Below are 12417 nucleotides of genomic sequence, written 5' to 3' on the forward strand. Positions count from 1 at the left end.
AGAGAGAGGAATGACGGAAGGTATGGAGCATGCTGAATCTGTCAGCTCACTATTAATAGTAGTAGTTGCAGCTTTTCTGACACCATTGATTCTGCATCGACTAAAAATCAAATTTCTTCCCTTGGTGGTGGCTGAGATTATTATCGGTTTAATCATTGGTGTCAGCGGATTTAATTTAGTCGAACAAAGCAGTTGGTTGGAAACATTATCAACATTAGGATTTATCTTTTTAATGTTTTTAAGTGGTTTAGAAATAGATTTTTCTATTTTTTCGAGTAAAAAACAAAAACGAAAGCTGAAACAAGGATCAGGCAACAAGCTGCCTAATCCTGTTGTTTTAGCTTCTCTAGTCTTTCTCGGTATTTTTATGCTGTCTTTTGCCTTATCCTATGGATTAGTACTAGTTGGTTTGGTCGATAATGTATATCTAATGACACTTATCATTTCAACTATTTCTTTAGGTGTGGTTGTACCAACTTTAAAGGAAGCACAGGCGATGCAGACAACTGTTGGTCAAACGATTTTGCTCATTGCGGTTATTGCCGACCTAGTGACGATGATCCTTTTAGCCGTTTTTGTTTCCTTTTATAGTGAGGGGTCAGGCAACATGTGGCTGTTACTGATTTTATTTGTGGCAGGTATTTTATTATATTTCGTAGCAAACTATTTTCGAAAACAATCTTTTGTGGAAGCAATGTCTAAGGGAACGATTCAAATTGGGACTAGAGCCGTATTTACCTTGATTATGCTCTTAGTAGCTTTATCTGAATCGATCGGTGCTGAGAATATCCTAGGGGCTTTCTTGGCTGGAGCCTTGGTCTCTCTATTATCACCAAAACAAGAACTTATTCAGAAGCTGGATAGTTTTGGCTATGGTTTTTTTATTCCGATCTTTTTTGTAATGGTAGGGGCAGAACTTGATTTATGGGCACTCTTTAATGAACCTAGGGTATTATTGTTGATTCCGGTATTGTTTATTGCCTTATTAGTGTCTAAAGTCATTCCTGTTGCTATTCTGCGAAGGTGGTATGATACAAAAACAGTGATTGCAGCAAGTATGCTGCTTACTTCTACCTTATCGCTAGTCATTGCGGCAGCAACAATAGGTGAGCGCTTAGCTATCATTACCACTGAAATGCATGGGGCACTCGTGCTGGTAGCAGTATTATCTTGTATTATTACACCGGTCTTCTTTAAAAAATACTATGTTAATCAAGAGGAGGCTGATCATCAGTTAAGTGTAGCCTTTATTGGATTGAACCAAGCGACAGTGCCGGTTCTGCGTGAATTAGACAAGAAGGACTTTAAATCACATGTGTTCCATACCACATTAGAAAAAGTCGATACAGAATCACAGACGAATCCAATTTTTGATATTGCGGAGTTAGATGATTATGACATGGCTACACTGGATAGCCATGGTGTATTTGAACATGATATTGTTGTAGCTACAACAGGGGATGAAGCGACCAACAAAGAGATTGCTGTTTATGCCAAACAAAAAGGTGTCGAACGAGTCATTGCCCGAATTGAAACCACGGTAGCTGAGAAGGAACTGCAAGAGATAGGTGTCGATGTTTTCTCTGTTTTACTGTCTACCAAGACCTTGTTGAAGGCATTGATTGAATCACCTAATGTAGCCAATATCTTTACACAGCAAGAAAGTGCATTATTTGAAATAAATATGAATAATGGCAATTATGATGGAACGATACTTAGAGAGTTCCCATTTACCGGCGATGTGATCATGGTGCGCATCTTCCGAGGTAAGGATTCGATTGTGCCGCATGGTGATACAGAATTAAGATTGCATGACCGCTTAATTGTTACTGGCTCACCGCAATATGCTGAAGAGTTGAGACAGTTGTTAGAACATGTATAAAGTATTTGCGAGCTGTTCAGCTTTTTTCTTATAGCTAATGGGGCAGGCAGTAATTGTATAAAAAAAGCAACCTTATACTCTTTATCAGGGTATAAGGGTTGTTGTTTGTGCCAAATTCAGCCTCCTTAGATATCCTCAAGCTAGACAGGCACAATGTAACAGTTCGCTGTGATATACTGGTCAAAAGGAGCATAGTCATGAAAAAAATTATTTTATTTGACGGTGTCTGTAATTTCTGTAATAGCAGTGTGCAATTTATTATTAAACGCGATCCAAAACAGCATTTTCAATTTGCAGCTATTCAAAGCGATGTTGGACAACAATTACTGGTAAACTATCAGATTCCAGATAATGTAGATAGTCTGCTATTAATAGAAGCAGATGACTATTATATTGAATCTACCGCTGCCTTACGAATTGCCCGTTCATTACATCGTTTATATCCCTTATGCGGTCTTTTTCTATGGATTCCCAGATTTATTCGGGACCCCATCTATCGCTGGATTGCTAAGAATCGGTATCGCTGGTTTGGTCAACAAGCACAATGTATGATTCCACGCCCTGAGGATCAGCGGCGATTCATCACCTCACAGCAAGCTGCGAAACATTTACCTTTGGGAAACGAAGGCAAGAGGTGAAACATAGATTTGCGCATATAAAACCCCATTACCAAATGACCGGTAATGGGGGCTATATCTCATGTTAATTTTAATTTGAAAACTTTTCTTTTCGTGGTTGGCCCTTCCTTGACTGGCGTGACGACATTTTCTTCCCTTCTTCTTGGAATGCCTTTATTATCGATACAATGATTAACAGCAGTATAATCGCAAATGGGAAGGCGGCAATGATAGAAGCGGTTTGCAATGCCATCAGTCCACCTTGCCATAATAGCACAGCTGCTGTTCCTGACTGTACAATACCCCAAATTAGCTTAATCTTAAAGTCGGGATTTAAATCTCCATTAGTTGTCTGCATCCCTAATACAAATGTTGCAGAATCGGCTGATGTAATAAAGAAAATCGCAATCAGTAAGACCGCCAATACCGATAAAATCATTGTAAATGGTGAATGTTCTAATAGAGCAAATAAAGCAGCTTCATTTCCGCCGGTTGCCATAGTACCGCTTATATCTATTCCTTGATTCATTTCTAAGGAAATAGCTGATCCGCCAAAGATACTAAACCAAAGCGTTCCAAAAACGGTCGGGACTAATAATACCCCAATCACAAATTCGCGAACCGTACGCCCCCGTGAAACACGGGCAATAAACATACCTACAAACGGGGCCCAAGCTATCCACCAAGCCCAATAGAATATCGTCCAATCTTGTAACCAGCTCATATTGTCTTCATTAAACAGCGACATTCGAAAACTCATTTCTGGCAGGTTAGAGATATAACTTCCGATCGTCGTTGTAAAGAAGTTCAAAATAAAGTTTGTTGGACCTGTAAAGAGTAAGAAAAACATTAAAACAATGGCAACCACAATATTGGTTGTACTAAGAATTTTGATTCCTCGATCTAACCCGCTAAGCGCAGAAGCCATATATAAAACTGTTACAATGGCGATAACAATCAACTGGAGGGTAACGGTGTTAGCCACTGAACCAGAAACAAATTCAATCCCGCTTCCAATTTGTTGTGCGCCTAGCCCTAACGAAGTCGCCACACCAAATACAGTAGCGAAAACGGCAATTACATTAATTAATGTACCCCAGCCGCCATTCATTTTGTCTCCAAATAATGGCTTCAAAGTGACACTTATTAAACCTGGTTCATCTTTACGAAATTGGAAATATGCTAGTGCAAGGGCTAATGTAGCATAAATCCCCCATGGATGAAAACCCCAATGGAAGAAACTGTACTGCATTGCTACTCGGGCTGCTTCTGCGTCATTAGCCACGTCAAATGGCGGATTATGCAAGTGGGAAATAGGTTCTGCAGCTCCCCAGAATACAAGTCCAATCCCCATTCCGGCGCTAAACAGCATTCCAAACCATGTGAGGTAATTATATTTTGGTTTATCTCCATCTTTACCTAGTACGATATTTCCATAACGTGAAAAGATTAAATAGATAGCAAATCCAAGAAATATGGTTGCTGCCATTAAATAAAACCATGAGAAGCGTGAGACTAGAAAACCTTGAACAATCGTAGTAATATTATCTAGGTTCCATGTTGGCCAAAAACTACTCGGAACAAGTCCCCATATAATAAATAATAGACAGATGAAAAGAGAAATATAGAATACCTTTGTGCCTTTTTTAAGCATTGAATCTTCCTTTCTAATCGGCTGTGATTATGTTATTTGAGTATAAGTGCACAGTATACCTTACCCTTTTTATCAAAAGTTATTCGTCTTTTTAGTACAACGTTATGTATTCTAGCAAACTTTCAATAGGTAATTCAAGTGATAGAACTAGAGAAACACAGAGAAAAATAGGTCCTAACGGCGTGCTCATGCATGTTTAGGCACCCTGAAAATAAAATAAAAAAACGTTGGATTCTGACAAAATTCTCTTATTTAATCTTTTATGAGTGAGGCATGTTCATTCATTCTCTTTTTATAAAGACGTGATATTCCATTAATAAAATATCTTTTTTCTAAATGCCCCTTGTAAAGAAAAAATCACTGGCTAATTATCATTTTATCATAGAATATGTATCCATAAACCTCTGTCCGTAAAAAAACGCCAGTGAGTAATCATTCTCTCACTGACGGGAATTTCTCTAGCTATTAGAGCAGGGAAACAGCTGGTAAACAAGTAATGGCACAGAAACAAGTTAAATCAACGGTAATACAAATGCCAGTACGTTCTAAATCTTTTACCTGCTCATTATCTATTTGTTCACAAGGGCTGTGACAAGCGTTATCCTGATTGTCAAACACTAGCAATTCTAAGGTCGCGCAACAATCATCATTTACTTCATTGACGCGGAAGATAAAAGAACTGAAGCATTCGAAACGGTAGGAAGAACCTTCAATTTCAGCACCGAATCCTTTAAAGGGCTGCCCTTTTTTATTATATAAGATAAATGGAACCGTATCTAAACCAGTACTGCGGATCGGGGAAACCAAATTCTTAATCGATTGTGAACAACTGACATCACAATGCTGCTCAACCACATTATCTTGTGCGTCTGCAATAGCTCGAACTACGTCACATACACAGTCGTTCATTTCATCATGTTTATTATCATGACAACTTTCTACTTTACTCATTATCAGAACACTCCTTTAACTAAACTTTCGTAACAGTAATAACTTATGACAAGGACACAGGGCGTGTATAGACGAATGTCTCTTTTTTATGAAAAGTATCATAAAATGTTCACCAATGCTGGGCAGATAACATATAATTTATTAGTTTAGAAATTGAAGGAGGTTAGGAGCATGTCCTTTATTAAAGAAGATAAAGAGTGTCCTAAGCTGTATATTACACAGCCCGATTTCTCCAAGCCAACACGCCGAATGCAAACGGTTTATCAGTCGAATCGTCAAGCTGAGAAGCCAGCAGCTGACACGGAGTTGGCCGTGCCTAACACAAAAAAAGTAACAGAAATGACATTGGAAGAGAAGGTAAGATACTTTGCTGCCAAACCGTCGCACCTGCCAAAGGCTCGCTGCAGGATTACAACAGAGAAGCGCACCTATCTCGGGTTAATTCAGCATTATCAAAATGAGATGGTTACGATTAAAGTAAGCAGCAAGACAACTCCTGTCACCATTCCATTTAACCAAATAGAGGCCATCGATATAGTTGGTTTCTAGATATAAGAAATACACACCGATATGTTCGAGTTGCATACTCTATAGAGTGAGGCTTCCATTTGTACCGTGATAAAGGCTGTATGATATCATGTGAAAGATAACGTAAGGAGTGAAAAAGGTTGTCAGAAGAGAAGAAAAAAGTCATCTATGTGAAGGATTTAGTCATTAAGGCAGAGAATGTAAGAATTGAGCGAGAACGTCCTCATCATCCATTCTTTGGCGCGAGAGAGCAAGAACAGCGCGAGGAGGAAAAAGAGGAAGTAAGAGTAGAAGAGGAACATGAGCATAAAGAAAACGATCATGACAGACCTCCGTTTTCTTGGATTTAAACAAAAGCAGGCAGCTGGGTTTAATGTAAAGCTGCCTGTTTTTCACGATAGGAAACCATAAAAGTTGATGGATAAGTAAAACTTAGGCTGTCGCCATAAAAATTTGGTGATAAGTCTAATTTTTCTAATCAAAAATAAAAAATGACAGAAAAAGTACAAAAAAGAGGTTCTGCATACGAATAATTAGGGTATAGATAATTATGAAAGGGGATACATGATAAATATTGGAGGAGGGGAACACGATGGGATATATCATACCGGTAGATAATTATCAATACCAGCAGTATCATCAGCGTGTCACACAACCGAAACAAGACCCATATCCGATTGAAAAACTATATCCCAGCCAGTTTGATTTACACTATGATCGTATCTTAACTGGAGACAAAGCAATGACAGGATATTCTCAGCGCGATAAGCATACTGTCCAGACAGAATCACCGAAACTGACTACAGAAAAACACACAGAAATATATGCAGAAATGACCGGAAAAGGCAGGGAATTCGAAGCAAAAGTATGAAGTGAGATTAATCAGTTTTTTGACGACAGGTAACAGGAATAAATGAAAAGGGGCTGTTGACATTTATTGTGCAACAGCCCCTTTGAGTGGGGCAGTGCTGGTTATTTTGTCTGCGCTAAAAGCCTTGAATATACAGCTGCTGATCCTTTTTATATTCTGCATAAAAGACCTCTTTCACATCTTTTACTTCTTGTTTGGCTAATTCTTGCTGAAGCCAGGCCTTGTCCTTCCCGATTTCCTTAAGGTTATCCCAGATAATTTCACCGTCATTAATCAATACAAAGGAAAGAACAGTTGATTTTGGGGTGAGGTTGAAATCCTGCCGGGAAGCTTGCTGAAAAGCAGATTTCTTCATAACAGAGACAGTTCCATCTGTTTCCAGTATGGCATAATCTACCTCTTGTATTGAAAATACATCTTTTGACCGCAATAAATGCAGCAGCTGATTAATGTCCAGATTTCCTTTCTTCATTTCTTTCCGCTGCAGCTTGCCTTTATGGATAACTATGGAAGGACGGCCCTCTATCAGCGCTCTAGTCCCTTTGAATTTCTGGGTTGTCCATTCCGTCAGATAAAGGAGGGAACCCCAAAGCACAATCGCAAATGCAATATCTAAAAGGCCGACTTCATTATCATACAAAGCATTGCCGACTAATTCACCTAAGATAAGAGCAGAAATAAAATCAAAAGCAGTCAGCTGTTTGATTTGTGTTTTTCCAAGCAGCTTGGTTACTGCAAATAACATCACAAAACCAAATAATGTTTCAACAAAAATGGAACCATAATGCATGCTTATATCTCCTAACCAAAAAGTATTTGGATAAAGCCAGTTTGCTTATCCAATCGATAAAAGAGTGTGTGCAGCTCCTCTTTCCTTTTTGATTAGGTTGTACGAATCAACAGTTTTCATACTATGATCTGCTTACACGCTTACGATAAGCGCTTGTTTGCGAACATGCGGATTAGCCAATTTGCTTGACCATTGTCACATGCGGAATACCTGCGTCCATAAATTCCTCTGAAACAACTTGATAACCTAGTGTTTCATAAAAAGCAGTAGCTTGAACTTGAGCGTGCAGTTTAAAAGTATGATATTGACGCTGTGTTGCGATATCTTCCATGTAGAGCAATAAGTCCTTGCCATAGCCTTTACCGCGTTGTGATTTTGCTACACAAATTCGTTCCATTTTCGCATAATTATCAACAAAGCGAAGCCGGCTGGCGGCAATTGGCTGGCCCTCATGATAACCGACACAATGGATAGCCTCATCTTCCAATTCATCAATTTCTAATTCCGTTGGCACCTTTTGTTCATCTACAAATACCTCGAACCGAATTTTATAGGCGTCTTTTAATTCTGTTTCTGTTTTTACTGTATGGATTTCCATGCTTCCGTCTCCTAACTTAATATCAATTTGAAAATTTTTTTTAAATCTTGCTGCCAATACTTCCATGTATGATTACCATTAAACTCATGGTAATGGTAATTGGAAATGCTTCCTTGCAGACGTTCATGTAATAATCGATTGTCAGTCAAAAAGTCTAATGTTTCTCCCATGGTTGTATCTACTTCCCGTTCTTCCGTACCAATTGAATGATGGATCATGAGATGGGAATAATCATCTGTTTCATTTGCCCTTGATAATACTGCTTCATTGACAAAGGGGGATTGCATAATCACACCATCAAAGGTATGAGGAAATTGGCTGGCAACCATAAATGCCAGTGTGCCTGCCAGGGAATCTCCGAGCAGGATTCGTCTAATCGGTGTAATATGTAAGGCTTCTTCCACTGCTGGTATTGCTTCTTTAACGAGGAAAGAAATATAATCTTGCTGTTGAGTGCCGTCAGGGTGATACTTATGGGCACGGTCTTGTTTATTTTTGTAATGAATCCCCATAAAGATAGTCGGCTCGATTTCCATTTCTTCGTGTAATTGATCACTCAGTGTGGCAACACGTCCGATTTGAAAGTAGTCATTACCATCTTGCATAATACATAAACAATAATCATTAAAAGGTGTGAACCCTTCTGGAATGTACCATTTTACCTGCATATCTTCTTGCAGATATTGACTGTATAATGTGGAATCATCAAATTTGCCTTTGCGTTTCATGTCAACCCTCCTGAATAAAGTGAATTGTCCCGCTGACCAATAATTCAGATATACTGATTTTTGTAAAGGTGCAGGTTATTTGCAATCATAACAAAAGTATTTTAACACATAAGGAGAAGGAATGAATATTTGTTTGTCTGGCCTGTTTTTTCATTTTTTGGCGCAGAAAATGGTATAAGTTATCGTCAGAAGAGAACAATAAATAAGACTTCTATCGGCAGGCATTTTTGTCCGCTGTCGAAACCCGATGAAACGTATTAACATCATCATATCCCTGTTATCAATACAAAAAAAGGTGGGAAATCAGGTGATCAACAAAAAGGTAGTAATCATGTTCTTATTTGTTTCTTTGTTATCCGCTCATCATGTAATAGCTCAAGAACAAACTGCTCTAGTTACGGACGAGATATATAAAGATATGGCAGAATTAAAATATCCACAAGTGTCAGAGATGAACGATCCAGATTTTGAAAAACAAATTAATCAAACTTTTCAAAGGTATATTGAAGAGTCTTATCAAGAACTAATCTCTAATCAAAAACAGGCAGAAGAAGGTCACTATAATTTTGAATATCAAACCGATTTTCAGGTGAAATATAACCAGCCCTCTTTGCTAAGCATCTTGACAAGTAATTATATGTATACGGGAGGGGCACATGGAAATACCAAAGTGGAGTCTTTTAATTTTGATGAGGCACAGGAGAAACGTATTTATTTAACCGATATTTTGAAGAATGAGCAACAGTTAAAGGCTGTGAGCGATTATGTCTGGGAATATGCGATCAAACGTCCAGATATCTTTTATCCAGACTTAAAACGGGAAGATGTTCAACTATCCAAAGATACGGCCTTTTATTTCACGGATAATGGTATTACACTAGTCTTCCAACAATATGAAATTGCTCCATATGTCTCAGGTAACCAGGAAATTGTCATTCCGAAAGATCTTTATCAACAATCAAGCGGGTCATAGGGTTGTTGAAGCTTGAAACGAGAATAATGCGTGTTTTATGTGGCTGATAAAAACAAAGGGCATAAATCGTCTTGCCGTTATGAGGGATTGCAAAAAGCTCCAATGATATGCCCACTGGAGCTTTTTGTTTGTTTTACAATACAGATACAGCAGGCAAACAAGAGATAGCACAGAAACAATTCAAATCAACAGTAATACAGATTCCAGTTCGCTCTAAATCTTCTGGTGATTCGTCATCAATTTGATCGCATGGTGTATCACCAGTTTTTTTATGGTCTTCAAATACAAGTAATTCTAATGTAGCACAGCAGTCTTTTACTTTGTTTACACGGAAAATAAAGCTCTCCACACAATCGAAACGAGCATTACCGTGAGTAACAATTTCAGCACCTATGCCTTTGAAAGGCTCTCCTTTTTTGGTGAAAAGAATAAATGGAACAGTATCAAAGTTCGTACTTGTTTCTCCAGAAATTAAATTTTTGATGGAACGATGACAGCTGATATCACAATTTTGATTATCTACATCTTCTTGCGCTTCTGCAATCGCCCTCACCACATCACAGACACAATCATTATGAGTAACAACACCCATTAATTATACCCTCCTTAAAGAAATATTAATCCGAACACTACAATCTATGTAGCTAGGGTTATTTGGTATGGTCAGTCACCATGGGGAATCGGCTGAATTTCAAGAGGTGCTAGTTTTTATGGTGATCCTGCATTTGTACAGAAAACAAAAGAATGGACAGAAGAAGAAAGTTGTCCAGACTTCAGGGGTATTGTGTGATGATCTGTAAGACGAAAACCCGTACAAAAGATTATCTGCGAACGTTGTATGAGAAGCGAGTAGATGGAATTATCATGGGTAGTGTCACGCTTGATGAAGAGACCTATAAAGAAATTGCCAGCAAGGATATACCAGTAGTAAATGTAGCCGCTAAATCACCCTATACAAAAATTCCTTTTATCAATATTGATGAATATCTGGCTTCCTATGAAGCTGTCAACTACTTAATGAAGCAGGGACATCGTCAGATCGGAATAATCTTTGGCACTAAGGGTGATCATTGTGAACAAGGATATAGAATAGCATTGGAAGATGCTGGTTTAAAGGAGACAGAATACTGATATAAGGATTATTATTTTGAGAGCGGTATATAGAGGAACTGCTAGTACATTTTCCGAATATGGCCGCGGTGTTTGGTGTCAGTGATGAAATGGGTGCAGGTGTGCTATCCTGTCTATACCAGAAACAGATAAAAGTACCAGAGCAAATATCTGTGATTGGTTTTGACAATACATTGACAGCGAAGAAGGCTATACCTCCTTTAACCGTGGCACAGCCGCTTTTTGATATGGGAAAATCGGCAGTAGAATTGTTAGTGAATCACGAATTTATGGAAAATAAAATTTTTCCTCATCGGATTGTAGAAAGAAAAACCGTTCAAAAATTATCATAAAGGTGCGTAAATGAATCTAGTGCAGCTTCTAGGATAAGCTTTTTGAACAATTTATCGCAGTGTAACTGGCTGTAAGACCCCCACTTCAAGCAATAAGGGAATACGTCATGTCAAAGTGGGAGATCCAACAGCCAATAACGGCCCGATTGGCTCAACTAACGTTCAGAGGTGGGGATGGAAAAAAACCCCTCTGAACGAAGTTTCACTTTATAAAATAAAAGAGGAGTATATTTGGACTTCAGCCAAACATACTCCTTTAACAATTGGAGGTATTTAGCAAATAACAAATGTTCTAATTGCTAATTAATTCCCAGACAAAGGCACTTCCGGGTGTTTCCCCCAGTGTCCACCACCGTGCTTGATAGACAGCTCCTTGGTAACTGACACGATCTCCATTAACATATACAAGCGAAGCATCCCACGCATCTGGTAATTCACCAGGTTCTTCTGGTTCACCCGGTTCCTCGGGCTCTCCCGGTTCTACAAAATCCCCATCAAAATTAGCATCAATTACTTGGTAGAAGGCATTTGGTGTGTCAGCCACTTCCCAATAAGCAAGAATCACATGATAGCCTTCACGTGGAGGAATCTCACAGTCGTGTGTGGTAACGGCATCAGGACGCTGTCCGTGATCATCATATGTGCAAAATAATTCAAAGTCAGATCTTTTTAATGGTGTATTTGGATCCCAATCTTCTTTGGTAATATAATAATCCCAGTTTGCTGTCGCATGTGCGGCGGTCAATGTCCATTCAAAAGTAAAGGCTCCACTGGACATAGGTACTTTCGCCCAGCGATAAGCTGACTGCTCGTCCAATTTAGGGAACACGCCTCCCGCGCTGGCGATTTGACCATCTGGCACACCAGATTCTGGATAGTTTCCTGGTCCTTCTAAGCTTTGTGGTTCATAAATTACTGCCCCACAATCATTGTTTACACCATTGGCACAAAGTACCGCACGGCTTTCTGGATTACTTACATAACCATGAGCAGAAACAACGGTTGTAAACAGCAAAGACACCATCAATAACCCTATTGTCATAAAGCTAATTTTTATCAGGTTTACTTGAAAAAAATGTGATTCAGCCACTATACAACTCCTCCTTTTTTAACTAGATGTCTATACCTAAAAAGACAGGAAAACACAAAATAAAACTATTTAACCGCTCCTCCTTTCTATTTTTAAGATGAAGGCAAGCGCTTACAGTTTCTAATTCTAAAAAAATTGCTTAAAAATGTCAATACTCAATCTTAAAATGATTAAAAAATCCTATTCAAAGCTTAAAAAACCAATCTAAATCAATTTATGTAAAATTTTTATAATTTAAGGATTGATTTGTTTAAGGTATACTGGTATAGTTA

The 12417-nt window shown here is 38.5% G+C and carries 15 protein-coding genes; 8 read left to right on the forward strand and 7 right to left on the reverse strand.

Annotated elements, in window-relative coordinates; translation table 11 throughout:
• The first annotated feature begins 22 nt into the window (after positions 1 to 22).
• Together JOD18_RS02545 and JOD18_RS02550 are read left to right on the forward strand one after the other, a co-directional pair.
• A complete protein-coding gene (locus JOD18_RS02545; RefSeq protein WP_204667454.1) occupies positions 23 to 1882 on the forward strand; it encodes a monovalent cation:proton antiporter family protein in 1860 nt (619 codons plus the stop codon).
• Positions 1883 to 2079: 197 nt separating this feature from the next.
• Positions 2080 to 2520, forward strand: coding sequence for a thiol-disulfide oxidoreductase DCC family protein (locus tag JOD18_RS02550; protein ID WP_204667363.1), 441 nt, complete (start codon positions 2080 to 2082; stop codon positions 2518 to 2520).
• 70 nt (positions 2521 to 2590) lie between these two features.
• On the opposite strand, the gene JOD18_RS02555 is transcribed toward JOD18_RS02550, so the two are convergent.
• Together JOD18_RS02555 and JOD18_RS02560 are read right to left on the reverse strand one after the other, a co-directional pair.
• On the reverse strand, positions 2591 to 4153 hold the full coding sequence (locus JOD18_RS02555) for a glycine betaine uptake BCCT transporter (RefSeq protein WP_204667364.1): 1563 nt from the start codon (positions 4151 to 4153) through the stop codon (positions 2591 to 2593).
• A gap of 465 nt (positions 4154 to 4618) precedes the next feature.
• Positions 4619 to 5104 carry a CotY/CotZ family spore coat protein gene (locus JOD18_RS02560; RefSeq protein WP_204667365.1) on the reverse strand — a complete coding sequence of 162 codons (486 nt, stop codon included), beginning with the start codon at positions 5102 to 5104 and terminating at the stop codon, positions 4619 to 4621.
• Positions 5105 to 5275: 171 nt separating this feature from the next.
• Between JOD18_RS02560 and JOD18_RS02565 the strand changes: the two genes are divergently transcribed.
• The 3 genes from JOD18_RS02565 to JOD18_RS02575 all read left to right on the forward strand — a co-directional run bounded on the left by JOD18_RS02565 (position 5276) and on the right by JOD18_RS02575 (position 6503).
• The gene (locus tag JOD18_RS02565; RefSeq protein WP_204667366.1) at positions 5276 to 5653 is read left to right on the forward strand and encodes a CotO family spore coat protein; all 378 of its coding nucleotides are present in this window, start codon (positions 5276 to 5278) and stop codon (positions 5651 to 5653) included.
• A 119-nt stretch (positions 5654 to 5772) separates the two neighbouring features.
• A complete protein-coding gene (locus tag JOD18_RS02570; protein ID WP_204667367.1) occupies positions 5773 to 5982 on the forward strand; it encodes a hypothetical protein in 210 nt (69 codons plus the stop codon).
• A gap of 242 nt (positions 5983 to 6224) precedes the next feature.
• Entirely contained in the window at positions 6225 to 6503 is a 279-nt protein-coding gene (locus JOD18_RS02575; protein WP_204667368.1) for a hypothetical protein, read from the forward strand.
• 115 nt (positions 6504 to 6618) lie between these two features.
• Here the strand turns inward: JOD18_RS02575 and JOD18_RS02580 are convergent, their stop codons facing one another.
• The 3 genes from JOD18_RS02580 to JOD18_RS02590 all read right to left on the reverse strand — a co-directional run bounded on the left by JOD18_RS02580 (position 6619) and on the right by JOD18_RS02590 (position 8619).
• Positions 6619 to 7293 carry a DUF421 domain-containing protein gene (locus tag JOD18_RS02580; protein WP_204667369.1) on the reverse strand — a complete coding sequence of 225 codons (675 nt, stop codon included), beginning with the start codon at positions 7291 to 7293 and terminating at the stop codon, positions 6619 to 6621.
• A 172-nt stretch (positions 7294 to 7465) separates the two neighbouring features.
• The gene (locus JOD18_RS02585; RefSeq protein ID WP_204667370.1) at positions 7466 to 7891 is read right to left on the reverse strand and encodes a GNAT family N-acetyltransferase; all 426 of its coding nucleotides are present in this window, start codon (positions 7889 to 7891) and stop codon (positions 7466 to 7468) included.
• An 11-nt stretch (positions 7892 to 7902) separates the two neighbouring features.
• Entirely contained in the window at positions 7903 to 8619 is a 717-nt protein-coding gene (locus JOD18_RS02590; RefSeq protein ID WP_204667371.1) for an alpha/beta hydrolase, read from the reverse strand.
• 307 nt (positions 8620 to 8926) lie between these two features.
• On the opposite strand from JOD18_RS02590, the gene JOD18_RS02595 reads away from it, so the two are divergent.
• Positions 8927 to 9592 (forward strand): DUF3298 and DUF4163 domain-containing protein, encoded by a 666-nt coding sequence (locus JOD18_RS02595; protein WP_338029479.1) that lies wholly within the window; start codon positions 8927 to 8929, stop codon positions 9590 to 9592.
• A gap of 133 nt (positions 9593 to 9725) precedes the next feature.
• On the opposite strand, the gene JOD18_RS02600 is transcribed toward JOD18_RS02595, so the two are convergent.
• Positions 9726 to 10184 (reverse strand): CotY/CotZ family spore coat protein, encoded by a 459-nt coding sequence (locus JOD18_RS02600; RefSeq protein WP_204667373.1) that lies wholly within the window; start codon positions 10182 to 10184, stop codon positions 9726 to 9728.
• Between the two features lie 197 nt (positions 10185 to 10381).
• Between JOD18_RS02600 and JOD18_RS02605 the strand changes: the two genes are divergently transcribed.
• A complete protein-coding gene (locus JOD18_RS02605) occupies positions 10382 to 10723 on the forward strand; it encodes a type 1 periplasmic-binding domain-containing protein (RefSeq protein WP_204667374.1) in 342 nt (113 codons plus the stop codon).
• Positions 10724 to 10782: 59 nt separating this feature from the next.
• A complete protein-coding gene (locus tag JOD18_RS02610; protein ID WP_204667375.1) occupies positions 10783 to 11055 on the forward strand; it encodes a substrate-binding domain-containing protein in 273 nt (90 codons plus the stop codon).
• A gap of 292 nt (positions 11056 to 11347) precedes the next feature.
• On the opposite strand, the gene JOD18_RS02615 is transcribed toward JOD18_RS02610, so the two are convergent.
• Positions 11348 to 12145: a lytic polysaccharide monooxygenase gene (locus JOD18_RS02615; protein ID WP_338029480.1), complete on the reverse strand. Its 798-nt coding sequence runs from the start codon at positions 12143 to 12145 to the stop codon at positions 11348 to 11350.
• Between the last annotated feature and the right edge of the window lie 272 nt (positions 12146 to 12417).

Origin of the sequence: Gracilibacillus alcaliphilus, assembly GCF_016909015.1 — a bacterium.
GTDB classification, from domain to species: domain Bacteria; phylum Bacillota; class Bacilli; order Bacillales; family Amphibacillaceae; genus Gracilibacillus; species Gracilibacillus alcaliphilus.